Source organism: Thermogemmatispora argillosa, from assembly GCF_059696725.1.
In genome coordinates this window covers 4,578,465-4,604,270 of sequence record NZ_AP019377.1, presented here as the reverse complement: position 1 = coordinate 4,604,270, position 25,806 = coordinate 4,578,465, and the positions used below count along the sequence as shown (strand labels likewise).

The window sequence follows — 25,806 nt, the reverse complement described above, 5'->3', positions numbered from 1 at the left end:
GCATCGCCTTTCCTCCTTCTCTGCTACTGCTACTATCCATTGCTTCCTTTCTGTCCTCTCTCAACCAGGCCGCTCAGAGACCCTCAAGCTGACTGGACATGCGCAGAAACCCAGTGACCCTTAGCAGCAAGAGAGAGAGCGCTATGCCACTCACGGCTAGAACCAGAGCAATGACGCTACCGTAGCCCACCTGCTCATTCATAAAGGCCGTAATATACATGTGCAGCGGCAAAATGCGCGTGGCATAGCCCGGCCCGCCTCCTGTCATCACCCAGATCAGGTCGAAATAGGTGAGCGAGCCAGTTAACATGAAGATCGAAGAGGTGATGATTGTATACTTCAGCTGTGGCAAAGTAATTGAGAAGAACTTGCGCAACCTGCCGGCCCCATCGATCTCGGCCACATCATACAGCTCGCGGGGGATCTGACGCGCGCCGGTCATATAGAGCAGGGAATGGAAGGGGATAAACTGCCAGGCGATGACAATAGCCACCACATAGAAAGCCAGATTGGGATCACCCAACCAACCACGCGCCCAAGAGGAGAGGCCGAGAGCACGCAAGGTCACATTAATAAGGCCGAAATTAGGATCAAGGATCGAGACCCAAGTGATCCCGATGGCCACTGTTGAGAAGAGCAAAGGCAGGAAGTAGAAGACACTCAGGACAGCGCGATAGCGCTGCTGGCCGGCCATAAAGACCCCCAGCAGTAAGCTGAGCGGGGTCTGTAGCACCCAGGTCAGGATCATCATCTCTATCGTCAGCCCGATCGCGTGCAGGGTCAGCGGATCAGAGAAGAAATGCAGCCAGTTCGCCGGGCCGACCCAGGCCGCCTGGGCAATGCCATTCCAATTCGTGAAGCTCAGATATAAGGCCACCAACAGGGGGAAGAGCGCGAACAAGGCATAGAAACACAGGGCCGGGGCCGTCCACAAGAGCGCCGGCCAGGAGGCAGGCCCTCTTCGCGTAGGGGCAGTGCGCGCGGTCACACTCATACTCATAGCTCTAGCCTCAGCACAGCGGAGAACAGCGGGTGCTAGCAGCGCCTCATGCCTCGCAAGCCAGCCGGTGCGTCAGCGATCGGCGACGCAGAGAAGCAGCCAGCACTAGCGCTTGAGCAACCTTCCCGTTGCCATCGACTGCAACAGGAGACCAGCAGGATCATAACAAGTAGAGATGGATAGGTGGATAGATGGATGGGTGGAACAGAGGACCCTCCCCGCTCGTAGACCCTGTTCCACCCATCCCACCGGCTCAGCTACCGCTGCGAGCAGCTTGCACCCTATCAGTCAATCAATCAGGTACCGATCGTCTGGTTCATGTTCGCCGAGAACTGCTGCGGCGAGATCTGGCGAAGGAAGAGCTGATCAAGATTGGTCAGCAGGGCCTGCGCCGGCTGCGGCGGCAGGGCCTGATCCCAGGCAAGCTGGAAGTGGGCCGCTTTCTGGACCAGGCGATACACGAAGAGCAGCCAGTCGCTATGTGGGGCGTTGCTCAGCTTGCCCTCGATTCCCTTGACCGGCGGGATCTCGCCAAGAGCAATGCGCCGATCGACCGCCTCGTCGTTAAGGACAGCATCCTTGAGATAGGTCACACAGGCCTGAATAGCTTTTGATGTCTTAGCGACCGAGTAGTAATTACAGGGCACGCCGGTCAGGTTAGACGGATCGCCGACTCCTCCTTCGACGGCCGGGAAGGGGAACCAGCCCAGCTTACCCTGCTGAATAAAGGCAGGGTCGTCGTTCATAATCGTGCCGAAATCCCAGGTACCCATCAGATGCATGGCCGCCTTGCCGGTATAGAGCAGGGCGCTCGCCTGACCAGTATCGTAGCTGACCGAGGCAAAGCCGCTACCGAAGGCACCGGCAGCCACCAGGTCCTGAATCATGGTATTGGCCTTGATAATGACCGGATTCGACCAGGCATTGGGCTGGTTGGCCATGATGGCATCAAAGACCTGCGGGCCGCCGAGGCGATCGACCAGATACATTTCATACATCAAATAGGTCCACTTGCTTGCTCCACCAAGCGCAATCGGCTGCAGTCCTTGCTGCTTGACCGTCTTCACCAGATTCAGCAGCTCGCCCCAGGTCTGTGGGACCGACAGCTTATACTTCTCAAAGATGTCCTTATTATAGAGGAAGACCACTGGCTGTACGCCGTCGTTGGGGATACCATAGATGTGGTTGTTAAAGGTGACAGCACCCAGTGAAGAAGGCAGGAAACGGTCGCGCCAGGCCGGATCGGCGTTCAGATCAGGGGTCAAATCGTAGACATCGCCGGCATCGATATAGGACTTGAGGATGCCACCGCCCCAGCCGAAGAAGATATCGGGCGGCTGGTGCGCTCCCATCGCCACCTGGAGCTTCTGCTTATAGGGGTCATTCTGGAAGAACTGCACGGTGGCGTGAATCGTGGGGTGCGTCTGGTTAAACTTCGCCGTGATGTCCTGGATCAGCTTTTGCTGATTACCGGTGCTGATATCCCAGATCACAATCGACTGGGCGCCGCTACTGCCACCGCTCTGGCCGCCCACACCAAAGCAGCCCGAGAGCAGTGCGGCCAGCGAGACCGCACCGGTTGTCTGGAGAAAGTCGCGGCGAGAGATTCTCCTTTGCTGCATAGTTCCATCTCCTCTGGCATCTTTGCTCGCCCGTCGTGATTGAGGCCCACGCATACAGTGGCATGGCGCTGCACATGGACAGGACAGACCCGAAAACATCCTTGCTTTGGCCGGCAAGACAGGCAGCCGTCTGGCTGGCGCGCCACAGCTGCCGTCCCGGAACGGGGGCCAGACAGGAACAGAGAGATCGAAGCAAACGAGTCGGCATCGGGAACGGCCAGCCAGGGCGACTGCCTTGTGAGCAAATCAGGCGCTCGACGCTGAGAGTAGCCTCCTTTCTACAGCTTGCTTGTGCTGTTGGTGCTGCCTCCATCGCTGGCAGTGGCGGCTTGCCAAGGCCTGGCAAGCGGCAGGCCACTCTAACCTGCCATCCTTAACATACATACAGCCAGACATGCATACATACTGATGTGTTTGTGCCAAGCAATCTATGAGCACACGCCTCGCCGCGCTGATCAGCGCTGACGCACGCTAGCGTCTGGACGAGGGTGGAGGCGCACAAGATTCACGAACAACCAGGGAGGTTGCCAGCTCGACGCGCATGCTATCGAGTGGTTCGCCCGCAATCAGGCGTAGCAGCATTGTTGTCGCCATGCGACCCATTTCGGCCAGAGGCTGGCGGATCGTTGTCAGAGTTGGGGAGACCATCGTGGCAATGGGCACATCGTCGAAGCCGACGACGCTGACGTCGTCGGGCACACGCAGGCCGTGTGCCCGCAGAGCGGCATAGACTCCCATCGCCTGCAGATCGCTACCGGCGAAGATGGCCGTTGGTGGCTCGGGCAAGGCCAGCAGCGCGCAGGTTTGATCGTAGCCGGTTTGCTGGCGGAACTCGCCGGGGCGGATCAGCTCCGGGTCGACAGGCAGACCAGCCTCTTCCAGAGCCGCGCGATAGCCGGCGATGCGATCCTGGCTGCAGCGGAGATTAGGCCAGCCGGCGATAATGGCGATGCGGCGATGGCCTAACGAGAGCAGATACTCTGTCGCAGCCCGCCCGCCGGCCCAATTGGTAGCGCCAACTGACGGCACATCGGGGCCCAGCTCACCGCGATGGTCCACCACCACAAAGGGGATACGATGCCGGCGCAATTCGTCGAGGCGATCCGATTGGCCCTGCGCGAGCACCAGAATGGCCCCATCCGTCGCGCCCTCAATCACCTGGCGCAGCCACTGCCGCTCACGCCGCGACTCATCATGCGTCGTCGAAAGGGCCATGCGCAGCTCGGTGCGCTCCAGTACCTCCTCTACACCGCGAATGATCTCGAAATAGTAGGGGCTATCCAGATCGGGGACGACCAGATCGATAATACCGCTGCTCCCACGTCTGAGCGCATTCGCCACCCGGCTGCGCACATAACCGGCCTCACGAATTACTCGCTCCACGCGTTCGCGTGTGGCCGGAGCCACATCCGGTCGGTTGTTTAACACGCGGGAAACCGTCGGGATCGATACCCCAGCGCGGGCCGCAATTTCGGCGATGGTGCTCCGTCGCCGATTCGTATTTTGCCTCGACTTTGCATCCATTACCGGTAACCTTATCGCCACAGTGGTTGCTTGAATCATACCCTGGAATCCGCTTTCTGTCAAGGGTAATCTTCAACTGGTTGCTTTTCGCCCCGTTGGTGGAACCGTTTACTGCTGAAAAAATGTCGGCGCTCTTCGCCGATTTTTTCCGATAACGTTATCATAATCGGAAGGTCCAGGACCGCCTTCTCGATTCGCCTGTTCCGGGCCGGCTATGCTACCATAGATTTCAGAGGGCCGTCGGGAGACCGGCTCTCGATTGGATTGGCGTTCTGGCTGCCGCTATTCTGTTTGCACCGCTCTCGGTCCTGCCAGCATGCCGCAGGGCAGGGGCAGCCTCACCAGTTGTGAAAAACGCTGCGAGGGAGAAGCGAGAACGTGGAGCAGAGCAATCACCGACCCCTGGCGCAAGCCGTTCAAGAGTTCGATGTTTCTCTGGTGGACATGGACCCGTTTTTTATTCACTATACTGCTTATACCGTCTGGATGGACCGCGGTTTTCTCCATTTGCTGAAAACGCTAGGTCATCCTTTGCACACGCTGTTTGCTGAGGGTTTTGGCTTCCCGGTAGTGCACTGCCAGCTTGATTTTTGGGAGCCGGCGGCCCTCGATGAGCGGGTGCGCCTGACTACGGCGCTGGTGCGTCTGGGGAGGACGAGCCTGACGGTGCGTTACGATTTTGCGCGTGTGGAGGCTGATGGTTCGTTGACACCGCTGGCCCGTGGGGAGAGCGTCCATGTGTATACTCAGCGCGCGACACGTCAGGCGCATGAGTTGCCCGCCTGGTTGCGGGCCCTGGCTGAAGATCCTACCGCCTGAGCAGGCCTGAAGAAGCAGGTTCTTCGTTTTGCTGGAGCGACGCGCGCTGCGTCGCCTCCTTTAGCCTGGTCCCATTGCAGCAGTGATACTTTTCATACAAAAGTCATCACAAAAGCGGCTTTGTTGATAGCTTTCTTTCTGGTCCCCCGGGTATGGATGGCTAGCCTTCTCGGATGGCTTGTCGTGGCCTTTCAAGAGGACGCAGCACGCTTTTAGGTGCACTCAGCGTTACATCAGAATTCCGTGGAGAATTGAGGGTCCACTATGTTATAATACCCCTCGAATGAGTCTTCCATTGACACAGTGTAATGCGTAGTAATGCATAGTACAGCTCTCCTACATTCCTATACGAGCTTGCCCGTTTCCAGGAGAGGTTAGAGAGAGGAATTTTGATGCCAAGTACAGGGAAATGGCTCAGAAACAGCCTGCTGTGGCTGCTACTGGCAATCGCCATTGTCCTGGTCCTCGTTGTCTTCTTCCGCCCACAGAGCGGCGCCAAAACGGTGACAGTTTCTACCCTCTTGGGGCATTTGAAGGCGGATCTGCGCAACGGGGTTCAGGACACTTTGAACGTCGGCACGAATACCCTCACCTTGACGCGGGGCACCGCTCCCTCGGCCCAGCGCGAGGTCGCTAATATCAACGATTCTTTCGATATTACTCGCGTGCTGCGGGACAACAATATAGACTATACGAATAATCGCCTGTTGACCTTGCAGTACGAGGCTCCGAGTTCGCTGGGTGCCTGGCTCAACTTGCTTGGGGGGCTGATCCCCTTTGTGCTGATCGCCGCGGTCGTGATCATTCTGCTACGCCAGGCGCAGGGTACCAACAATCAGGCTCTCTCGTTCGGCAAGAGTCGCGCTCGCATGTTTCTGGGGAATAAGCCGACGGTGACTTTTGCCGATGTGGCCGGCGTCGATGAGGCGAAACAGGAGCTGCAGGAGATTGTCGAGTTCCTGAAGTATCCCGATAAGTTCGCCGCTCTCGGGGCGCGCATTCCCAAAGGCCTTTTGTTGGTGGGGCCCCCGGGCACCGGCAAAACCCTGATCGCCCGCGCTGTGGCCGGCGAGGCTGGGGTACCTTTCTTTAGTATCAGTGGCTCGGAGTTTGTGGAGATGTTCGTCGGGGTGGGGGCGAGCCGCGTACGCGATCTCTTTGAGCAGGCGAAACGCAATAGCCCCTGCATTGTCTTTGTCGATGAGATCGATGCGGTGGGGCGCCAGCGTGGGGCCGGTCTGGGTGGCTCACACGATGAGCGTGAGCAGACGCTCAATCAGATCCTGGTGGAAATGGATGGCTTCGATTCAAGCACCAATGTGATTGTGATCGCAGCTACCAACCGCCCTGATGTGCTTGATCCGGCGCTGCTCCGCCCAGGCCGCTTCGATCGCCAGGTAGTGCTTGATCGCCCCGATATCCGAGGCCGCATGGCGATCCTCCAGGTGCATGCTCGCGGCAAGCCGCTGGAAAAGGATGTTTCGTTAGAGACGATCGCCCGCCAGACCCCTGGCTTCTCTGGCGCGGATCTGGCCAATCTCCTGAATGAGGCGGCGATTCTGGCCGCCCGGCGCAATCGCCGGACCATTAGTATGAAAGAGCTGGAGGAGGCCATCGATCGGGTAGTAGCAGGGCCAGCGCGCAAGAGCCGCATCATCAGCGAGCGCGAAAAGGCGATTACCGCCTACCACGAGGTGGGTCATGCTCTGGTAGCGCGCATGCTCCCCAATACTGACCCCGTGCACAAGGTCTCGATCGTGGCACGTGGCCAGGCGGGCGGCTTTACGATGCTGCTCCCAACGGAGGACCGCTATCTGTGGAGTAAGTCCCAGTTTGAAGATATGCTGGCCTACGCTCTGGGCGGTCACGTCGCCGAACTGATTATCTTCGGCGAGGTGACGACTGGCGCTTCCAACGATATTGAGCGCGTGACGAAGATCGCCCGCTCGATGGTCACCGAGTATGGTATGAGCAATCTGATCGGGCCTGTGGCCCTCGGCCATAAGGAAGAGCTGGTCTTTCTGGGCCGAGATTTCAATGAGCAGCGCAACTATAGCGAGGAGACGGCGCGCGAGATCGATATGGAGGTGCGCCGCATTGTCCAAGAGGCTTTCAACAAGGCCTATCAGGTGCTCTCCCAGAACAAGAAGCGTCTGATTATGATTAGCGAGCGCCTGATTAAGGAGGAGACCCTGGAAGGACCGACCTTTGAGGCGCTCTTCAATCAACCAATCCAAGAGGACGAGTACGAGTCTCCCTCGATTTTCACCGGCATGCCGGATGCTCGCTTCAACGGCAAGCGAGACGATGCCGACCGCCTGCCCGATACGCTCTTTCCTTCGTTGCCCTCGGGCTTTCAGTCCCCTTCCCACGGTGAGGGGAGCCGCGAGCCGTAATCATTCGCTAGCCAGCCAGCCAACCCTTGGCCTGGGCGACGCCGGACCTCACCGGCGAGGCTGGGCTGAGCTGAGGTCGGGCGCTTTGGGCAAGCGGTGGGTGGGCTAAGCGATTTGCTTGCCCGCCCGCCACTGCGGCCTGACCCGACGCGGCCACAGTGGGAGCTTGTCCCCGGTCCGCTCTTGCGCCCTGCGCTACACCTGCCTGCGACGATTGGCGGCTTACCCAGCTTCCTGCTAGTCACACTGCCCAGTGAGCAGCTCGCTGTAGGAGTAGGGCACTACTGGTAGCCGATCTAGTTCGAGCAGCGAGATGAGGGCCGAATGCTCGGCGCTGGCCTCCCCGGGAGAGATCCCCTCGTCGATGACAGTCTCCAGCTCAACAAAGGAACCAAGATCTTTGACCTCATCCAGGTGAATGCGCGTGTGCCCATAGCGATAGAAACGACGGGTCTTTTCTACGACGACCAGTACTCCTAAGGCTGCTGAGAGCAAGGCCCGGAGGACCAATGGCTCGCTGACAGGATAAACCAAATACTCGCTGGTGCGAGTTCCTGCCCGCTCTTGGGGCAGTGAGGAGATCAGGACAGCCCCCTCTCTGCCGCTCTCACGGCTTTCCTCCCCGGCCCGCTCACTTTGTTGAGCAGGCCTCTTGGCGGCTTCGCCCGCAGCCACGTTGACTACGCTGGCTGTGTCGGCTATCTCATCTTCACGCCACCACTCGCGCAACTTGAGGCGGGCGTGCGCTGTCGGAAAGTAGGTATCGCGCTGCTTCACGGTGCGCACGTAGGTTGCTCCTGCGCTGCAGGCCAGCGCTTCTACCTGCCGCAGCGTTGTAGCACCGAGGCAGCGGACTTTTAATTCCAGGTTTTGCACGGTCAGGCTATCCTTCCAGCTAGAGTCTCCTATGTTGTTCATTATACTCCCGCGAGCGCCTCGCTGATAAGAGCTAGATGCCGCGCCGAGGCGAAGTGGTTCCAGGACGAAGGCTTTACAAGGATTGCCCCCCGCACTATACTATTCAGCAAAGGTTGCGAGATTTGCGCCGCGCCGGCTATGCTGGTGCGTCCGAAGGGGAGGCCGGGGAGGCGACTCCTTTCTGAGCTGATCTGTAGTCCTCCTCTGGCTTTAGCGCCCTGTCCCTTTGCTGGCACGCTGATCATCCCGGTTAGCTGCGCGGCCTCTGTTACCAGAGCCGGTGTTTGGCCGTCGCCGGTTTTCTTTTTTTGCCTAAGATCCTCTTTCACCTCGGTCAGGTCAGCCAGGTCGAAGCGGCTCCCGCATCCAAGGGAGCAATGGGATGTTTTCTAGAGAGGGAAAAGCAGCAGGGAAGGAGGCCTTCGCACCTCCTGAGACCTGCCGCCTATCAGTCAGAGAGAAGGCTCAGCAGCTCACGCCGCCCCTGGCTTGCTGCCGAGTCGCCAGCTCTAGCTGTATCAGGAGGGACAACCATTGACTGAGGAGTTCCGTGAGGTAGACCTCTGTGTCACTGCTCCGCGCGGCTTTCGCGCTGGAGCTGTTGCTTGCGGCATTAAATCCGATGCGGCGATAAAGGATCTGGCGATCCTGGCTTCGGATGTCCCTTGCGTCGCCGCCGGGACCTTTACCACGAGCCGCACTCCTGCCGCCCCAGTGCTGCTGTGCCGTGAGTATCTGCGCAGCGGCAAGGCGCAGGCGGTGGTCGTCAATAGCGGCAATGCTAACTGCGCTACTGGAGAGCAGGGCCTACGCAACGCCTATCGCATGGCTGAGCTGGCCGCCGCTCACCTGGGTATCCCAAAAGAGCTGGTGCTCTGCTCTTCGACCGGTATTATTGGCCGACAGTTGCCTATGGAGAAGATTGAACAGGGCATCGCGGCCATTGAGCTAAGCAGCCAGAGCGGGAACGATTTTGCCGAGGCCATTTTGACGACTGATACACGTCCGAAGCGGATCGCTCTGGAATTTGAGATCGAGGGCCGCACGGTGCGCCTGGGTGGAGCAACGAAGGGCGCCGGGATGATCTACCCCAATATGGCAACGATGCTGTGCTATTTGACGACCGATGTCGCTGTTGAGCAGGCCTGGCTGCAAGAGGAGCTGCGGGCCGCGGTGGCGGAGTCGTTTAATATGATCTCCGTCGATGGCGATATGTCGACGAACGATACTTGTCTGCTCTTCGCCAATGGCCTGGCCGGTAATAGGCCGCTCAATGAGGCCCATCCCGATGCGCCGCGTTTCCGCGAGGCGCTGCGTCGCGTGACAACTTACCTGGCTCGCGAGATTGCGCGCGATGGTGAGGGAGCCACTAAGCTGATGACGGTCCATGTGCGCGGCGCGCGCGACCGGACCGATGCGATTAAAGCGGCCCGCGGTATTACTCTGTCGCCTCTCTGGCAGTGTGCTTTGGCCGGCGGTGATCCCAACTGGGGCCGGATTGTCGCCGCTCTTGGCGCCTGTGGCTGTACTCTTGATCCCAACCGCTTTGATATTTTCATTGGCCCGGTCCAGGTGGTGCAGCAGGGAGGAGCCGCCTCGTACGATGAAGCGGCTGCGCGCGCTGTTATGGCCGCCAGCGAGGTGACTGTTACGATCGATCTCCATCTGGGCGAAGCTGAGGCGACCGCCTGGGGCTGCGACCTGACTCATGGCTATATTGATGAGAATACGCTCTACACGCGCTAGCTCAATGGTTGGTCAACAGCAGGTCCGGTCCGTGGCAGAGTAAGGAGCTTGATCAATGGCTACACATATGCTTAAACGTGATTGGATTGCACTTGAGCAGAAATATTATCAGGCCACCTTTAAACGCCAGCCTGTCACCTTCGTGCGCGGCCAGGGCATCCGCGTCTGGGATACGGAGGGGCGCGAGTACCTGGATTTTGTGGCCGGCATCGCCGTGAATGTTCTTGGGCACTGCCATCCAGCGGTCGTGCAGGCTGTGCAGGAGCAGGCCGCGCGGTTGATCCATGTTTCTAATCTGTACTACAATACGCGCCAGATCGAACTGGCCGAGCAATTGGCCCTGCTGAGCGGCGGCATGCGCTCGTTCTTTAGCAACAGTGGGGCCGAGGCCAACGAGGGCGCTATCAAGCTGGCCCGCAAGTTTGGACGGCTGCACCGCAACGGCGCCTATGAAATCATCAGCATGGAGCGCAGCTTTCACGGGCGCACACTCGCTACAACGGCGGCTACCGGTCAGGCTCACTATCAGGAGACCTGGAAGCCGCTGCCCGATGGCTTTAAGCAGGTCCCGTTCAACGATCTCGACGCCCTCAAGGCTGCGACCAGCGAGAAGACCGTGGGTGTGCTGCTGGAGTCCGTCCAGGGCGAGGGAGGGATCTGGCCCGCGACCAGGGAGTTTATGCAAGGGGTGCGCCGCTGGTGCGACGAACAGAATCTGGTGATGATCTGCGATGAGGTGCAGGCGGGCATGGGTCGCACGGGTAAGTTCTTCGGTTTCGAGCACTACGGCGTGATGCCCGACATTATTACCCTGGCTAAAGGCCTGGCCGGTGGCGTGCCGATCGGGGCTATGCTCACCGGACGCCGTACTGATCTGTTCGTGCCCGGTGATCACGGTTCAACCTTCGGCGGCAATCCACTGGCTTGTGCCGCCGCCCTGGCTACGCTGAAGACTATCCAGGAGGAGCGCCTGATTGAGAATGCCGCCCGCATGGGCGAGTACTGGCATGAGAAGCTAGACGTACTTTGTCAGAAGTACGATTTCATCGCGAATCCGCGGGGCATTGGCCTGATGCGCGCTGTAGAGGTCAAGCACGATCTGGCACCGGCCATTGTTGATCAGGCGCTCAAGCATGGCTTGCTGCTGAATAGTCTGGGCAATGCTACCCTGCGCATGGTGCCGCCCTTGATCCTGACGAGGGCCGATATCGACGAGGCTGCCCAACGCCTCGATCGCGCCCTGGAAGATGTGGCCCGCCAGTAGAGGGCTGGCGTGCCGTCGCCGTCCTGGCTGACTGGCTTCATGGCCGTTTGGTGTGTTTGTTTAATCTGGGGCGCTCGCCTGGCTGAGGGTTGGCTCTCAACCGCTCCACTGGCTTAGCCCTGGCGAGCGCCCTTCTTTAGCGCGCAACAGCGTGCAACTTGTGATCTCAAAGCCCCGGCGTCCCAGCCAGGCCAGGCGGGTCGCCCAGCCCAGACGACCCAGGCTCAAGAGACAGCGGCCAGATAGCCGACTACCTCGTAGCCCCGGCCCGGTCGTTCGGGAGTCGGTAAATCGCTCAGCCATTCCCAGCGTCGTTCGGCCAGCACTGTAAAGGTCTGCCGCACCAAATCAAAGAACGCGTAAGGTACCAGCGGCAGCTCGCGACGCACTGGCCCGGCCTCTTCCCCCTGGCCCTCCTTAAAGAGAAAGCCCCGTACGTCGCTCAGCAGTACGACCAGCCCACCTGGCTCTACAAGCTCGCGCAAGAGATGCAGATGAGCTGTAATAATACGCAGGCGGAAGCGCTGGGCCGCCTCTTGATAGCGGCGATGGCGCTCTTGGGTTCCTAGATGGCGGGCAGCTCGCTGCTGGACGCTATCGAGAAGGTCGAGCAATGGATAACTGAAGAGTTGGGAGAGCACCAGCGAACTGATAGCCAGACCGAAAGTGGCCTGGGGCAGACCCTGAATCTGCGGCGGATCAGGTACAGGGCAGTCATCGAGAACAGCGGCCAGCCGGTCCCAAAGCGCAGAAGCCTCCCCTTGCTCCAGGGCCTGCCAGGGAAGCAAACGCAGGCGCTCTTGCAGCCAAGTACTGACGCCACCAGTCAGGTCACAGGTCAGTAACTGCACGCGTGCCCGCAAGGAAGCCACAGGCAGCTCAGCCCGTGCCTGCTGCAGAGCCGCCCGATCCAGATCCACCAGGAGCACCTCATCCGCAGCGCGTGCGAGCTTCTCCAGAGGGATTTCAGTACAGGCACCGGCCCCTAACACAACAATCCCGCGCGAAAGTGCCGGCGAGCGCCGTGCCACAGCCTCCAGCATCAGCGCAGCAGACTGCTCTAGATGCTGGGGAGCATGCTCTTGCAGCCAGCGACGACGTGCCGGCCCCTGCGTCTGAGCGTTATTATAGGGCAGCGAATCGATACGCACAGCCGATCAAGACAGGGAAAGAACGAGCCAAGACCTCACCCCACCGTTTTGAGGGCACCAACCCTGAACTTACTGCCCAGTATAGCGCGGCGCACGCTTCTCACGGAAGGCCGTCACGCCCTCACGATGATCAGCGGTCTCAATCGCGATCTCCTGCAGCTCACCCTCCAGACGCAGGACAGTCTCCAGATCGCTACTCACCGCCGTATTGAGCAATTGTTTGATCAGACCATAAGCGCGCGTTGGTCCCTGTGCCAGCCGGCGAGCCAGGGCCTGGGTGGCCTCTTCAAACTCAGCGTCAGGGACACAACGATTGACCAGCCCAAGGCGCTCAGCCTCGCGTCCTGAAACCTCCTCAGCCAGCATGGCTAGCTCTAGCGCCTTACCCAGGCCGACCAGCCGAGTCAAGAAGAAGCCGCCACCGGCGTCGGGGATCAAGCCGATGCGCGCAAAAGCCTGCAAGAAACGGGCATTTTCAGAGGCAATGCGGAGATCGCAAGCCAGCGCCACACTGCACGAGGCCCCTGCCGCTACGCCGCGCACCGCAGCAATGACCGGCTTCTGCATTTCCCGAATGCTGCGGATCACGCGATGGTACTTCTGTAGATGCTCGCTCACACGGCCTCGGCGCTCACCTGCGGCCCGGGCCTCAAAGGCACGCAAATCCTGGCCGGAACCAAAAGCCCCACCGGCGCCGGTCAGTACGACACAGCGGACAGCCGCATCAGCGGCGGCTTCCTCCAGGGCCTCAGCCAGCTCCTCAAGCATGCGGTCGTTGAAGGCGTTACGCACCTCGGGACGATTGAAAGTGATCGTCAGCACGCCTTCCGCCTGGTCGACAAGCAGATGTTGGAATGTCTTCGGCATGGCTTTCCTTTGCTCCTTCCCTCAACGAAACGAGGGGAACAGGCATCGTTGCCAGTCAAGGCGTTAGTCGGTCAATCAGCTTGTGCAGGTTCGCAGGCCACACACGCGCCGTGCAAGGCAGCCTTCAGTTCAGGCGCGACTCAGCACAGGGAGATCTAACATAAGCACCTCCAGGGCAGCCCGCGGGTTCACATTTTGGTCGAGCGCCTCCAGCGTGCGCAGGATCGCATAGATCATGCGACGCGCCCCAGCGGCGCCGAGCCGTTCCGCTTGCTGCTGAAGCAGCTCGCGCATGTCGACATTGACAATCAGATCCTGTCCACCGTTGGCCAGCAGCAGCAGATCGCGCCACCAGAGTAGCCATAACTCCAGCACCTGGCGCAGGCGCTCCGGCTCTGCACTCAGTCGCTGGGCGACCGCAAAGCGCTCTGTCCGTCCCTGCCCCGGGAGGCGCGCCAACAGCTCTAACTGCTCGCGTCGCTCTATGAGCAGTTGCTCATCTTCTACTGCCCGTACCGCCCACCCCATACGCCCCGAGGCCAGGGCCGCAATCAGCTCCGCCTCCTCGGCCTCAACCTCCCAATAGGTTTCGAGGGCCTCGCGAATCTGAGCACTGCTGAGCAGATGCAGCGGGATATGCTGCACACGCGAGAGAATCGTTGGCAAGAGCAGCCCCCGCTCAGGAGCCGTCAGCAGCAAAACTACCCCCGGCTCCGGTTCCTCCAGCGTCTTCAGGAGACAATTCGCAGCCTGGGGATTCATCTCATGGGCCCCTACAATAATGAAGATCTTATAGCGTCCCTCAAGCGCATGACGGGCGGCCTCAGCCTGGAGAGCGCGAATCTGATCAATGAGAATAAACTGCTTGTCTGGAGGGCGGGAGATGACATGGACATCGGGATGGTTGCCATGCAGCACTTTCCGACAGGCCAGACAGCGATGACACGGGTTGACGGGAGCCTGCTGCGGATCAGGCCCCCCCGTGCAGAGCAGTGCCTGGGCAAAGCGCTGGGCCAGCAGCGTTTTGCCTATCTGATCAGGGCCAGTAAACAGATAGGCATGGCGCACTTGCTGCGAGGCTAAGGCCCGGCGCAGACGCTCCAGGGCATGCTCATGTCCAATGATCCCCCAACCGTGCGCGGCTGCCTCAAGAGCTGTCACAGTCATGGTCTTATTATCGTAACAGAAAGAGCGCTTTCAGGCAAGACGGAGCGGCCTTCTCGCCTTGCTGCGAGTGCCGCCTTGACCCATCCTGCGCCAGTTCGCTTGCGTGTGCTATACTGTATGCTGTACTATTGTCTGCCCAGTTGAGGGAGGCCGTGGGAAAATTCGTCCAGCGGCTGTCACCTACCTCATAGCAGGGATGACAACGATATGCTATGCTGTATTCACAAGAGAGCAGTATGATACATGTGCGCATCCAGCACGATCTCCTGAAACACTAAGGTTGATGTAACCAATGGATACCTCTATCCGTCTCTACACTACGAACGGTGGCTGGCGCTCTACCCTGGATGCCTCGCGCGGAAATCAGCCGGAGATGGCCCTGCCTGAAGAAGAGCAGGCCGCTCAGCTTGACCCAGCCGGGGAAGATATCGAGACGGCGGAGCCAGCAGGAGAGGCCGACATACCCGCTCAGTCTCTCCCGCTCCAGGCAGCAACGACAAGCCAGGGCGAGGCCCGCAGCGTGGATGTGGCGGACTTCGAGGCGATCTTTCAACGCTATCAAACGCCAATTACGAATTTTATCTATCATATGATCGGGAACCGAGAGCAGGCTTACGATCTGGCCCAGGATGTCTTTGTGAAAGCCTACCGCGCCTTGCTGGCCGGTACCGTGGTCCGTCCTGGGGCGCTCTCTTCCTGGCTCTACCATATCGCTGAGAATACCGCCATCGATGCACTCCGCCGCCGCCGCCTGATCTCCTGGCTGCCTCTGTCGCTCTTTAACGACGACCGGGGCATCGGCGCCGGCGTGCTCTCAGAGACGGGCAGTGCGACAGGCGATGGCTTCCCCGGCAGCGGTGAGGACGGCAGCGAGGGACGCCCAGGCGCCGCCACTATGCTCTACGAGCGGGGAAGCTATGACGGCGGTCGCTTTGAAAGTCGCGTCGCTGAGCATGAGGTGGTCGAGCGCGTTATGAGGCAATTGCCTCCTAAGTACGCCGTCTGCCTCTGGCTCTATGAATATCATGGCTTCTCATGCGCTGAAATAGCAGAAATGTTAAATATTAGCCCTTCAGCTGTTAAAATGCGGCTGATGCGCGCAAGAGAACGCTTTATTACGCTGTACCGACAAGAGGTGGGGGAAGAGTGAACTGCACAGAGGCGCGGGTTCTTCTCGCGATCTATCGCGATCTGAAAGAAGCAGAGGCCCAGCCATCTCTTCAAGACGAAGAGACACGGGCCACCTTGCAGGAGCTGGAGCAGCATTTAGAGTCCTGCTCAGGCTGCCGACAAACGCTGGCTGACTTTACGTTGGTCGGCACCCGCCTGCAGCGTCTGCCCGCCATTGAGCCGCCGCCTGAGATGCGTGAGCGGCTGATGCGTGCCCTGGCGGCTGAGCATGCGCGCTTTCTCAAACGTGGCCTGCCCGGCACGCCTCCGCCTCCTGACTTCCTCAAGCCTTATATGCAGGAGCAGCTCAAACAGGAGACGGGCCGCGATCCGTTGGCTACGCTTTCAACAGCTGAGACCGGCCCGCTGCCGGTTATCCAGATGCCGCGGCGCGTTCGCAGCCGGCCTCACATGCCTCAGCTCGCTGCTCTGGCTGTAGCTGCTACTTTCTTGCTGGCTCTACTGACTGGTGGACTGACCTCTGTGCTTTTGTTGGCTCAGCATTCTTCCGGCTCGATTCCCCCACCGGCGGCCATTAATCACCCCACAAACGTGGTGATGATGCGCTATGCCACGGCCACGATCTATCATCATGTCGTCAGCGCCGCTGCTGATGGCAATGCGGTTTATTACAGTGCCTTCAGCGATAGCTCGCCAGCGGGCTGGATGCTGTTGCGCCTCGATCGTCAGACCCAGGTGAGTCAGCCGCTGCTGGCTAGCGCCCAAAGCAGTCCGTTGATTATCTTGGGCAGCTCGCACAATCGCCTTGTCTGGCTCCAGTACGATCCGCCCGTAGCCGGCATCTCTGCCGCTCCTGTGGCGAAAAAGAGCCAGCATAGCAGCAATCCACCACGCGATGGCGCCATCGAAGGGCTGCGTGCCTGGAAACTCTTCTATGCCGTGGATGATCCGCAGGCCGGCACCGGCTTGCCGCATCCCCAGCTACTCTTAAGTGGGGTCTTTAATCCTGAGCTGGCTGCAGGCATTGTACACACACCTGTGCCGGGCATCTGGTTCCTGCAGAATGGCCTGCTCGTCACCGCTCTAGACCAGCATGGGCTTTCCCACCTTTGGCTTTACAGTCTGCAGGAGAATGGCCAGATTAGCAGCCGCAGCGAGCTGGCAGCAGCTCCAGCCGGCCACATCTATACGTCGCCGACGGCTACCTCCGACGGAAGCCGGATCTTCTGGGCAGACGAGTGGCTTGACAATACAGGTCTCTTGCATAGCAATATCTGGACGCGGCAAGAGGTCGAGCTGACCGCGCCTACGCCTGGTCGCTGGCTGCCACATACTCAGCCTCAGACCTGGCTTTTCCGCGCCGACGGTACCTCGTTCCGCCCCGTTGTCGTGGGCCATACCTTCTTTATGCTGAATACGAACGATGGGCTGGACGGCACTTCAGCCCTGGCCACCCCGACACCGGCGGCCAGTCCCAGCCCCCAGCCAGCGTTACAGGCCGCTGAGCCGAATTTGCCTTTGAATCCCAGCGTGACGCCGTGGGCTAACGCCAGCATCTACCCGCCCTCGCTGGACTTCCTGATCAGCGGCTCGCTCTATATGCTCTCACTAGAGCCGACCTCGGATGGTACCTTTAGTCAGCTGAATACTATCAGCCATGTCTCGGCCCTGCAGGGCGGCACTACCTTCGTCCTCTGGCAGGATGACAACAATGCTTACGGCATGTTCGACGTCGAATCAAATTCCTTTGTTCAGGTCGGCTCGGTCCTGAACGGCGCCGCTTTTGTAGCGGTCAACGGCAATAGCGCCGTCTGGAGTGAGGCAGCGACCCCAGCAGCCAGCCGCTCTTCAGCGAGCACAAGCCCGCTCGCTCAGCTCCGTATGTTTAGCTGGCCTCTTACCTCCACTGGCAGCGGCCGCGAGTGAGCTACAAGTGAGGCAAGATCAGGCAGACCAAGGGGCAGGCCAGCGCGGACGTCGTTTGATCTGGCAAGCCCAAATGAGCCACCACCGCAACCATTGGGCAGCTCAACTGCCATAGTCAGGCAGCCGCAGGGGTCCAGGTCTAGCTTTGCTTCATTCCCATAGATACCATATATATACAAGCAAGAGAGGCATCTCCTTCCAGCGGAGGTGCCTCTCTTGCTTGCGCTGGTCTTTGCCTGGTCAGAACTTTCTTCTTCAACAGCCAAGATGCTTGGCAATGATGAGGCGCTGGACCTCACTGGTGCCTTCACCAATCTCGCTGGCCTTGACATTGCGCCAATAGCGCGAGACAGGGAACTCATCCATGAAGCCATAGCCGCCATGAATCTGTACCGCCTGATCTGCGGCGCGCTTGGCGGTCTCAGAGGCAAAGAGCTTGGCCATCGAGGCCTCAGCGCTGTAGGGCTTTCCTTGCATCTGCAACCAGGCCGCCTTGTAGTACATCAGCCGGGCTAGCTCAATTTCCATCGCCATATCGGCCAGCTTCATCTGGATGGCCTGAAACTTGCTAATCGGCTGCCCAAACTGGCGGCGCTGCTTGGCATAGTTGAGGGCCTCATCTAAACAGGCCTGAGCCAGGCCGACCGAGAGGGCTGCAATGGCCACCCGCCCCCCATCGAGAATCTGCATAAACTGCTTGAAACCCTCACCACGCTGGCCCAGTACGTTTTCCTCTGGCACCTGACAGTCCTCAAACGTCAGAGGGCGTGTATCGGAGGCTCGCCAGCCCATCTTGCGGTAGGGATTACCAATGATATAGCCGGGGGTACCACGCGGTACAATGAGATTGGTGATCTCGCTGCGTCCATCAGGACGAGTGCCCGTGACCGCCGTAATGGTCACGCCTCCACTGATCTCGGTGCCGGCGTTGGTGATGAAAGCCTTGGCGCCATTGATATGCCAGTAGCCATCACGCAGAACAGCGCGTGTATGAGGACTGCCGGCATCGGAGCCGGCTTCTGGCTCGGTCATGCCGAAGGCCCATAGCTGCTGCCCGCTGACCAGGGGCGGCAGATAGCGCTCCTTCTGCTCCTTTGTTCCAAAGAGATAGAAAGGCATGGTCCCCAGTGAGGTGTGAGCCTCCATCGTAATCGCCACCGCGGCATCGCCACGGGCAATCTCTTCGACCGCAATACAGTACGAGAGGAAATCAGCGCCCGCTCCACCATACTCCTCCGGGAATGGCAGCCCCAACAGCCCTAGCTCTCCCATCTTGCGAATCAGATCGTAGGGGAACTCACCCGTGCGATCCATTTCCTCCGCACGTGGCTTGATCTCCTGCTCGGCAAACTCGCGACAGGTATTGCGAATGGCAAGCTGCTCCTCGTTGAGCGAAAAGTCCATTGCAGCGACTCACTTTCCTTTCAAGTTCAGAGGTGTGATTGCCAAAGGGTTAGTCATGCAGCCATGTGGCTTACATCATAGCACAAAGCGCGCCAAGAGGCGAGAGCCTGCCAGCACCTACCTGCCAGCCAGCACGAGCGCCGAGCCCCCCCACGTCGAGGATGCCGCACCGCCGGCAGCCGGCCTTGCGAGCAGATAGGGGCGAGGCCGCACTCAGCAGAGAGAGAGACACTTTGTCCGAGACGCAGGAAGAGCTAGCGCCTGCTTATCCTCCCCCCGCTTCTCTCACTGGCGCTCAGCCTCAGCCCCTATGCAGATGAGCAACTCTCTCAAATTCGCTGCCCTTCTGGCTCTGGACTCAGTTGATCTCTGCCGCCTCACCAGCGCGCGACTGCGGCTGTTGCTGCTGGGATGCAGCAGAAGCCCCCTCATCAACGCTGGCGCCGACGCTCCGCCGCAAGGCCGGCACCATATCAAGCGCCTCCCAGGGGGCGTCGATATCAGTCCGTCCGAAATGCCCATAGGCCGCTGTCGGTCGATAAATCGGGCGACGAAGGTTCAGCTTCTGGATAATGGCGGCAGGACGGAGATCAAAATGCTCATTGATGAGCCGAACCAGCTCTTCATTAGAGACTCGCCCGGTACCGAAGGTATCGACAAATAGCGAGAGCGGGCGAGCAACACCAATGGCATAGGAGATCTGCAGCTCCAGGCGGTCCGCCAGACCGGCAGCAACCAGATTTTTGGCAATATAGCGAGCCATATAGGTCGCCGAGCGATCGACCTTTGTCGGGTCCTTACCACTGAAGGCCCCACCACCGTGACGCGCCATACCACCATAGGTATCGACTATAATCTTGCGCCCTGTCAGACCGGCGTCGCCCATCGGTCCCCCGATGACAAAGCGCCCGGTGGGATTGACCAGAATGCGCGTTCGCTCATCGAGTAGATGGGGGGGAATCACGGGCTTAATCACATACTCGAGCACATCGTGACGAATCTGCTCCTGATCAACATAGTCCGCATGCTGTGCCGAGACCACAATCGTATCGACACGCACCGGACGCCCATACTCGTACTGGACAGTGACTTGACTCTTGCCATCAGGGCGCAGATAAGGCATAGGTCCATCGCCGGCCCAGGAACGCCGCCGCACTTGCGCTAGCTGGTAGGTCAATTTGTGAGCCAGGCTGATCGGCAACGGCATCAGCTCAGGGGTCTCGTTACAGGCAAAGCCAATCATCATGCCCTGATCCCCAGCGCCGATCTGCTCCAGCTCATCATCGGTCAGAACCAGACCGCTCTTAACCTCAGCCGAACGACTGACCCCCAGATCGATATCCGGGGACTGCTTGCCAATGGAGGTCACTACACCACAGGTGCGATAGTCAAAGCCATACTCAGCATTAATGTAGCCAACCTGCTCGATCGTCTTGCGCACCACCGCGGGCATGTCGATCCAGGCCGAGGTCGTGATCTCACCGGCCACCAGGACCAGACCGGTGGTCGTCGCCGCCTCACAGGCAACACGCGCTTGAGGGTCCTGGGCCAGAATGGCATCAAGAATGGCATCCGAGATTTGATCACAGAGCTTGTCAGGATGCCCCTCTGTTACCGACTCGCTGGTAAAGAACAACTTTGGGCTGCTCATGAAGCTGCTCATAGTACTGCTCACCGAAGACATTCCTCCTGACGAGAAAACTGGCACTCTCTGCCTTTACTTTTTCTCTATTTGCCTGCTAATCGAGCAGGTCATTCGCTTATGCACTGACTTAGGTAGTCACTGGAGACAGGCGATGCGGGGATCAATGCAGTGGTTGCAGCGGCGCATAAGGCACAAAAAGACCCCTGGCAAGCAGGGGTCTAGCAACGTCACCTTGCTTATCCCCCTCATCTTGCGGAACGCTCCGCCGGAATTGGCACCCTTCCTGCAGCGCGGGCAGTGGCCACGGCGGCAGATGGGTTGCCGGGCTTCATCGGGCCGTTTCCCTCCACCTCTCTGGATGAGAGCAGATCTCACGTGAAATGTATTCAATTGTAGGTGTGCTGTCTACTCAGTGGACCCCAAACAAAGCACCGGAGACGCTGGTGCTTCCTGTCCACAACAGGTCAGGTTTTTCTCAGTATATCGAAGAATGCCGCTCACTGTCAAGAGAGCGGGCCGACTCGTGGCCCACCCTCCTGATGAACAACAGGCCAGCGCTACCTGGGCACTGTGCTGGCTTGAGAGCCTGGCACTGGTAGCCGGCTCAAGTACCGGCCTCCCAGGAATTGAGATAGACCTGCTGCTCGGAAGTCAAGGTATCGATAGCCACCCCCATTGCTTTCAGCTTGAGGCGCGCGATATCCTGGTCGATTTCCAACGGCAGCGTATAGACCCGTGGTTGCAACTCACCGGCATGCTTAAGCATATACTCGGCCCCCAGGGCCTGATTGGCAAAGCTCATATCCATAACACTGGCTGGATGCCCCTCAGCAGCGGCCAGATTGATCAGGCGCCCTTCTCCCAGCAAATAAACCTGACGCCCGTCAGCATAGGTATACTCATCAACAAAATCGCGAATACGCCGCTTGCGTACGGCCAGCTTTTCCAGCTCAGGGATGTTAATCTCATCATTGAAGTGGCCCGAATTGGCCAAGACCGCCCCATCCTTGAGGCGCTCCAGATGATGGCGATCAATCACATTGAGATTGCCAGTCACCGTGATAAAAATATCGCCGATGGCCGCCGCCTCCAGCGAAGGCAGCACGCGGAAGCCGTCCATAACCGCCTCCAGCGCCCGAATCGGGTCCACCTCCGTCACCACGACGTTGGCCCCCAAACCTCGCGCCCGGGCCGCTACTCCACGTCCACACCAGCCATAGCCCAGTACCACGATCGTCCGTCCGGCCAGCAGCAAATTGGTCGCCCGAATGATACCATCGAGCGTACTCTGCCCCGTACCATAGCGATTATCGAAGAGATGCTTGGTATTCGACTCGTTGACGGCCAGCACCGGGTACTTGAGTACTCCCTGCTTCTCCATACTACGCAGGCGGATCACGCCGGTAGTCGTCTCCTCCATACCGCCGATCACCTGCCCCAGCAGATCGCTGCGGCTGCTATGCAGCGTTGAAACCAGATCACAACCATCGTCCATCGTCAACTGTGGACGATGATCGAGCGCCGCATGAATGTGGCGATAGTAGGTTTCCTCATCCTCGCCCTTGATAGCGAAGGTCGGAATGCCATACTCCTCCACCAGTGCCGCGGCCACATCATCCTGCGTCGAGAGCGGATTCGAAGCGCAGAGCACCAGATCGGCGCCGCCAGCCTGCAGCGTCAAAGCCAGATTGGCTGTCTCCGTCGTGATATGCAGGCAGCCAGCCATACGAATACCCTTCAACGGCTGTTCCTGACTAAAGCGTTCGCGAATGAGGCGCAACACGGGCATGTCCCGCGCGGCCCATTCGATGCGCTCCTTCCCACGCGGAGCCAGAGAGCGATCCTTAACATCTCCTTGCGTTGATATGGTCATAGACCCTCTTTCCCTTCTTCTCCTTTACTCATTTCACGGAGGCCATTGCTTCAGCCCCTCGCGCATTCCAGAGCAAGCAGCTCACCAGCCGTGTTTCCCCACCGGCTCGTCCCCAGGCCGGACGGCGCAGCGGCGGCAGGTCAGACCCCGGCCTGGCTCATCCGACAGGAGCCGCCTCTGCTGAACGCGGAGGCAGCCAATTGGGGTCAAAGTGCGAGCAGGCCACCAGCGCCTGATAGCGGGCGGCGACATCAGCCAGCGTCAGCTGCTGCAGGCGACGGATGCTGAAATCCTCACAGACGAAAGACCCAAGAATATTGCCATGCACAACGGCCCGCTTCAAATCCTCAAAACGATAGCGCCCATCTGGCCCTGGCTCCACCGTTGACAGATAGCCCAGCAAGCCACCCGCGAAAGCGTCACCGGCGCCAGTAGGGTCGACCACTTCCTCAAGAGGATAGGCGGGAGCACTGAAATAGCTGCCATCACGCCCGAAGAGCAAAGCGCCATAGCTGCCCTGCTTCACAATCACATACTTCAGCCCCAGGCTGAAGAGCTGGCGGGCACCAGCCACGACGCTGGCGCAGCCAGTATAGAGGCGCAGCTCCTCCTCACTCATCAGCATGATATCAACACGGCGCATTACCTCCGTCAACTGCGAGCGCGCCGTAGTGATCCAGAGGTCCATCGAGTCTAGCACAGACAAGCGCACCTGGGGCATGGCATCCAGGACCTCTCGCTGCAGATCGGGCTGAATGTTCGCCAGAAAGAGCAGCGAGCTATCGCGATACTCAGGAGGAATCACTGCATGGAAATCAGCATAGACGCCAAGCTGGGTATCGAGCGTATCGCGCACATTCATATCGAGATGATAGCGACCGACCCAACGGAAAGTACGACCCTGGCGCACCTGCAAGCCAGTGAGATTGATCGCCCGGCTGCGGAAAAACTCCAAATACTCTTGAGGGAAATCGGTACCGACCACCGCCACCAGATTGACCGGGCTATAGAGGGAAGCCGCCGTAGAGAAATAGGAAGCGGCTCCCCCCAGCACCTCCTCAACTCTGGCAAAGGGGGTTTCAACAGTATCCAGGGCCACTGAGCCGACAACGAGGATAGATGACACGTCCTCACAACCTCCGTGCAAGAGAGAAATCAGCGCCTGGCTGACGAGCATCGGCAGAGGCGATCCAGGCGAGCACGGCAGGGGAGCCGAAAAACTTGCCAGACACACCTTAGCCGGCCAGTCAGCCGAAGGCCAGCCAGCCATCCAGGACAAGCGAGCGTCGCTCAGACAGGAGTAGCCCCACTCAGATGCTCAATGACCCCATCCAGGAAAGCCAGGGTCTTGCCAAACTTATCGCGAGCCAACTCGCGCGCAGGGGCCGTATTGAGCGACTGATATAACTCCACAAAGCGCTCCTCGATGTGGCGCAGGATCGCCGCCAGCACCTCGCTGGTAACAGCCCGATTGGGATAGCGTGCGCCGAACTCAATGAGCGAGGTGACGACGGCCAGCCCACTGAGGCGCCCCAACTTATCGGCATCATAGAGGATACGCGTCTCCAGAGGAACCTTGCGGCGCTGCTCGGCGGGGACAACCGTCGTGTGGGCCAGAATGATCTGCTCCACTTTTCGAATGCGCTCCTCGGGCACATCCAGCTCACGCAAGAAATCGACAGCCAGCTCTGCGGACTTAATATGATGGTCCTGAAAGCCGTAGGTCGCAGTTGAGATATCGTGCAGATAGGCGGCGATAATCAGCGCCTCCATATCCAAATGAGCGGCCTCCTCATCCCCCCGAGCCTCCAGGTCCAGCGCAAGCATTTTACAGTTAGCCACAACGGCGCTGACGTAGCGAAAACCTTCCTTGCCCAGCGTCTCTTCGGCATGCTGGGCCACAGCCTGCACAACGTCTGTCTCCATTACCTCTCTGCCTGCTTCTCGATAGGATGATGATCATTTGCACAGAGGCCGCGCAGGGCCACGCTATACGGAGCGCGCGCAACCCCTCTCTCGGTAATAATAGCACTTATATATGTATGAGGGGTGACATCAAAGGCCGGATTGGCTACAGAGACACCATCGGGAGCGATGGCGACGCCACGGATGGCTGTGACCTCACGCGGGTCACGTTGCTCAATGGGAATCTGGTCCCCGGAGGACAATTCGAGATCGATTGAGGAACAGGGGGCAACCACGTAGAAAGGAATGCCATGCGCATGAGCGAGCACCGCCAGGCTGTAGGTGCCGATCTTGTTGGCGACATCTCCATTGGCCGCAATGCGATCGGCTCCCACAAAAACGGCGGCGATCTGCCCCCGGCGCATGAAATAGCCGGCCATATTGTCGGTGATCAGCGTGAAAGGTACCCCTTCCTGCTGCAGCTCCCAGGCCGTGAGGCGCGCCCCCTGGAGCACCGGACGCGTTTCGTCAACAAAGACATGAATGCGCTTGCCCGCCCGATGCGCCAGGTACATCGGTGCCAGAGCCGTGCCCCAACCGGCGGTCGCCAAAATCCCCGTGTTACAGTGAGTTAAGAGTTGATCACCGTCAGCGATCAGAGCCTCACCGTAGCGCCCCATGCGCAGGCAGGCCGCGCGGTCTTCAGCCGCAATGGCCTGCGCCTCTTCCAGGAGCCGACGCTCTAATTCGACAGGATGACAACCAGCCCTGGCAAGCTGCTGAGCCAGGCCGAGTAAGCGGCGAATAGCCCAACGAAGATTGACGGCGGTGGGCCGCGTCGCCGCCAACAAAGCTCCCGCTTCCTCAAGTCTGGCCAGGGCGTCTGCCAGACTAACGCCCTCCCCGCGTTCTTCCAGCAGGCGCCTCAGTGCTAAGACTAGCCCAAAGGCTGCCGCCATACCGATGGCAGGCGCTCCTCGCACCTTCAACGCTTTGATAGCCTCGGCTACCTGGTATTCGTCTTCAAGGCGACAGTAGACTACTTGCTGCGGCAATAGCGTCTGATCAAGCAGGATCAGGGCCCTGCCCTGTTGATCCTCTTGCCACCAGAGAGGACGTACACGCTGCTCCGGCTCAGGCCCGTGCTCCAACCCCCCTGCAACCTTGGACATGCTCTCTTCTCTTCCTTCCTTCGTTAGCTAGCTTTGTGGAGATCGGACTCTCTTCCAATGGCTGATTTCTGCTGCTGTTATGGTACCATAATTGCTCCTCGCTGGCAAAAGAGGCTGCCCCCCAAATAGTACTAACATAAACAGAACCGTTTTCAACGAACCCGCTCAATATGCTAACATGATAAACAGCATACGAGAGCAGCAGTGTGAATAGCGCAATGCTACTAAGGTGTAGGTTTCCCGTTCCTCCCCCATGCTTGACCCTGCCCCAGCAGG

General features: G+C 59.3%; 19 protein-coding genes and 1 riboswitch. Of the genes, 6 read left to right on the top strand and 13 right to left on the bottom strand.

What is annotated here, in order from left to right; all coding sequences use genetic code 11:
* Nucleotides 1–73 precede the first annotated feature (73 nt).
* The 3 genes from AC6H1L_RS18085 to AC6H1L_RS18075 all read right to left on the bottom strand — a co-directional run bounded on the left by AC6H1L_RS18085 (nucleotide 74) and on the right by AC6H1L_RS18075 (nucleotide 4,185).
* The gene (locus AC6H1L_RS18085; RefSeq protein ID WP_497598864.1) at nucleotides 74–994 is read right to left on the bottom strand and encodes a carbohydrate ABC transporter permease; all 921 of its coding nucleotides are present in this window, start codon (nucleotides 992–994) and stop codon (nucleotides 74–76) included.
* Between the two features lie 302 nt (nucleotides 995–1,296).
* Nucleotides 1,297–2,622 carry a substrate-binding domain-containing protein gene (locus tag AC6H1L_RS18080; protein ID WP_497598863.1) on the bottom strand — a complete coding sequence of 442 codons (1,326 nt, stop codon included), beginning with the start codon at nucleotides 2,620–2,622 and terminating at the stop codon, nucleotides 1,297–1,299.
* Between the two features lie 471 nt (nucleotides 2,623–3,093).
* Complete coding sequence (locus tag AC6H1L_RS18075) at nucleotides 3,094–4,185, bottom strand: LacI family DNA-binding transcriptional regulator (RefSeq protein WP_497598862.1); 1,092 nt, start codon at nucleotides 4,183–4,185, stop codon at nucleotides 3,094–3,096.
* A gap of 339 nt (nucleotides 4,186–4,524) precedes the next feature.
* On the opposite strand from AC6H1L_RS18075, the gene AC6H1L_RS18070 reads away from it, so the two are divergent.
* Both AC6H1L_RS18070 and ftsH read left to right on the top strand, forming a co-directional pair.
* The gene (locus AC6H1L_RS18070) at nucleotides 4,525–4,965 is read left to right on the top strand and encodes an acyl-CoA thioesterase (protein ID WP_497598861.1); all 441 of its coding nucleotides are present in this window, start codon (nucleotides 4,525–4,527) and stop codon (nucleotides 4,963–4,965) included.
* 392 nt (nucleotides 4,966–5,357) lie between these two features.
* The gene (gene ftsH / locus AC6H1L_RS18065; protein ID WP_497598860.1) at nucleotides 5,358–7,361 is read left to right on the top strand and encodes an ATP-dependent zinc metalloprotease FtsH; all 2,004 of its coding nucleotides are present in this window, start codon (nucleotides 5,358–5,360) and stop codon (nucleotides 7,359–7,361) included.
* Between the two features lie 237 nt (nucleotides 7,362–7,598).
* Here ftsH and AC6H1L_RS18060 read toward each other — a convergent pair whose 3' ends face one another.
* On the bottom strand, nucleotides 7,599–8,237 hold the full coding sequence (locus tag AC6H1L_RS18060) for a class IV adenylate cyclase (RefSeq protein WP_497598859.1): 639 nt from the start codon (nucleotides 8,235–8,237) through the stop codon (nucleotides 7,599–7,601).
* A 576-nt stretch (nucleotides 8,238–8,813) separates the two neighbouring features.
* On the opposite strand from AC6H1L_RS18060, the gene argJ reads away from it, so the two are divergent.
* Complete coding sequence (gene argJ / locus AC6H1L_RS18055; RefSeq protein ID WP_497598858.1) at nucleotides 8,814–10,025, top strand: bifunctional glutamate N-acetyltransferase/amino-acid acetyltransferase ArgJ; 1,212 nt, start codon at nucleotides 8,814–8,816, stop codon at nucleotides 10,023–10,025.
* A 55-nt stretch (nucleotides 10,026–10,080) separates the two neighbouring features.
* Nucleotides 10,081–11,289: an acetylornithine transaminase gene (locus AC6H1L_RS18050; RefSeq protein WP_497598857.1), complete on the top strand. Its 1,209-nt coding sequence runs from the start codon at nucleotides 10,081–10,083 to the stop codon at nucleotides 11,287–11,289.
* Nucleotides 11,290–11,513: 224 nt separating this feature from the next.
* On the opposite strand, the gene AC6H1L_RS18045 is transcribed toward AC6H1L_RS18050, so the two are convergent.
* The 3 genes from AC6H1L_RS18045 to holB form a co-directional block, all read right to left on the bottom strand.
* On the bottom strand, nucleotides 11,514–12,440 hold the full coding sequence (locus tag AC6H1L_RS18045) for a hypothetical protein (protein ID WP_497598856.1): 927 nt from the start codon (nucleotides 12,438–12,440) through the stop codon (nucleotides 11,514–11,516).
* Nucleotides 12,441–12,509: 69 nt separating this feature from the next.
* Nucleotides 12,510–13,307 (bottom strand): enoyl-CoA hydratase-related protein, encoded by a 798-nt coding sequence (locus tag AC6H1L_RS18040; RefSeq protein ID WP_497598855.1) that lies wholly within the window; start codon nucleotides 13,305–13,307, stop codon nucleotides 12,510–12,512.
* A gap of 129 nt (nucleotides 13,308–13,436) precedes the next feature.
* The gene (gene holB / locus AC6H1L_RS18035; RefSeq protein ID WP_497598854.1) at nucleotides 13,437–14,474 is read right to left on the bottom strand and encodes a DNA polymerase III subunit delta'; all 1,038 of its coding nucleotides are present in this window, start codon (nucleotides 14,472–14,474) and stop codon (nucleotides 13,437–13,439) included.
* 292 nt (nucleotides 14,475–14,766) lie between these two features.
* Between holB and AC6H1L_RS18030 the strand changes: the two genes are divergently transcribed.
* Entirely contained in the window at nucleotides 14,767–15,624 is an 858-nt protein-coding gene (locus AC6H1L_RS18030; protein WP_497598853.1) for an RNA polymerase sigma factor, read from the top strand.
* Nucleotides 15,621–17,531, top strand: a complete 1,911-nt coding sequence (locus AC6H1L_RS18025) for an anti-sigma factor family protein (RefSeq protein ID WP_497598852.1) — start codon at nucleotides 15,621–15,623, stop codon at nucleotides 17,529–17,531. Before AC6H1L_RS18030 ends, AC6H1L_RS18025 begins: the two co-directional genes overlap by 4 nt.
* Nucleotides 17,532–17,786: 255 nt before the next feature.
* On the opposite strand, the gene AC6H1L_RS18020 is transcribed toward AC6H1L_RS18025, so the two are convergent.
* The 6 genes from AC6H1L_RS18020 to mtnA all read right to left on the bottom strand — a co-directional run bounded on the left by AC6H1L_RS18020 (nucleotide 17,787) and on the right by mtnA (nucleotide 25,530).
* Complete coding sequence (locus AC6H1L_RS18020; RefSeq protein WP_497598851.1) at nucleotides 17,787–18,935, bottom strand: acyl-CoA dehydrogenase family protein; 1,149 nt, start codon at nucleotides 18,933–18,935, stop codon at nucleotides 17,787–17,789.
* 358 nt (nucleotides 18,936–19,293) lie between these two features.
* Nucleotides 19,294–20,586: a methionine adenosyltransferase gene (gene metK / locus AC6H1L_RS18015; protein WP_497601564.1), complete on the bottom strand. Its 1,293-nt coding sequence runs from the start codon at nucleotides 20,584–20,586 to the stop codon at nucleotides 19,294–19,296.
* Between the two features lie 236 nt (nucleotides 20,587–20,822).
* A riboswitch (SAM riboswitch) is annotated at nucleotides 20,823–20,945 on the bottom strand.
* 239 nt (nucleotides 20,946–21,184) lie between these two features.
* Nucleotides 21,185–22,453 carry an adenosylhomocysteinase gene (gene ahcY, locus AC6H1L_RS18010; protein WP_497598850.1) on the bottom strand — a complete coding sequence of 423 codons (1,269 nt, stop codon included), beginning with the start codon at nucleotides 22,451–22,453 and terminating at the stop codon, nucleotides 21,185–21,187.
* Nucleotides 22,454–22,610: 157 nt separating this feature from the next.
* Nucleotides 22,611–23,579, bottom strand: coding sequence for a PfkB family carbohydrate kinase (locus AC6H1L_RS18005; protein ID WP_497598849.1), 969 nt, complete (start codon nucleotides 23,577–23,579; stop codon nucleotides 22,611–22,613).
* A gap of 164 nt (nucleotides 23,580–23,743) precedes the next feature.
* Complete coding sequence (locus tag AC6H1L_RS18000) at nucleotides 23,744–24,379, bottom strand: HD domain-containing protein (protein ID WP_497598848.1); 636 nt, start codon at nucleotides 24,377–24,379, stop codon at nucleotides 23,744–23,746.
* Nucleotides 24,379–25,530, bottom strand: coding sequence for an S-methyl-5-thioribose-1-phosphate isomerase (gene mtnA / locus AC6H1L_RS17995; protein WP_497598847.1), 1,152 nt, complete (start codon nucleotides 25,528–25,530; stop codon nucleotides 24,379–24,381). The genes AC6H1L_RS18000 and mtnA overlap by 1 nt, the downstream gene beginning before the upstream one ends.
* Nucleotides 25,531–25,806 lie beyond the last annotated feature (276 nt).

What these genes read in the sequence shown, in the direction of transcription:
- holB (WP_497598854.1), bottom strand. Translation starts at nt 14,474, where the DNA reads ATGACTGTGACAGCTCTTGAGGCAGCCGCGCACGGTTGGGGGATCATT.
- ftsH (WP_497598860.1), top strand. Translation starts at nt 5,358, where the DNA reads ATGCCAAGTACAGGGAAATGGCTCAGAAACAGCCTGCTGTGGCTGCTA.
- AC6H1L_RS18075 (WP_497598862.1), bottom strand. Translation starts at nt 4,185, where the DNA reads ATGATTCAAGCAACCACTGTGGCGATAAGGTTACCGGTAATGGATGCA.
- AC6H1L_RS18030 (WP_497598853.1), top strand. Translation starts at nt 14,767, where the DNA reads ATGGATACCTCTATCCGTCTCTACACTACGAACGGTGGCTGGCGCTCT.
- AC6H1L_RS18000 (WP_497598848.1), bottom strand. Translation starts at nt 24,379, where the DNA reads ATGGAGACAGACGTTGTGCAGGCTGTGGCCCAGCATGCCGAAGAGACG.
- AC6H1L_RS18085 (WP_497598864.1), bottom strand. Translation starts at nt 994, where the DNA reads ATGAGTGTGACCGCGCGCACTGCCCCTACGCGAAGAGGGCCTGCCTCC.
- AC6H1L_RS18040 (WP_497598855.1), bottom strand. Translation starts at nt 13,307, where the DNA reads ATGCCGAAGACATTCCAACATCTGCTTGTCGACCAGGCGGAAGGCGTG.
- AC6H1L_RS18080 (WP_497598863.1), bottom strand. Translation starts at nt 2,622, where the DNA reads ATGCAGCAAAGGAGAATCTCTCGCCGCGACTTTCTCCAGACAACCGGT.
- mtnA (WP_497598847.1), bottom strand. Translation starts at nt 25,530, where the DNA reads ATGTCCAAGGTTGCAGGGGGGTTGGAGCACGGGCCTGAGCCGGAGCAG.
- AC6H1L_RS18020 (WP_497598851.1), bottom strand. Translation starts at nt 18,935, where the DNA reads ATGGACTTTTCGCTCAACGAGGAGCAGCTTGCCATTCGCAATACCTGT.
- metK (WP_497601564.1), bottom strand. Translation starts at nt 20,586, where the DNA reads ATGAGCAGCCCAAAGTTGTTCTTTACCAGCGAGTCGGTAACAGAGGGG.
- AC6H1L_RS18050 (WP_497598857.1), top strand. Translation starts at nt 10,081, where the DNA reads ATGGCTACACATATGCTTAAACGTGATTGGATTGCACTTGAGCAGAAA.
- ahcY (WP_497598850.1), bottom strand. Translation starts at nt 22,453, where the DNA reads ATGACCATATCAACGCAAGGAGATGTTAAGGATCGCTCTCTGGCTCCG.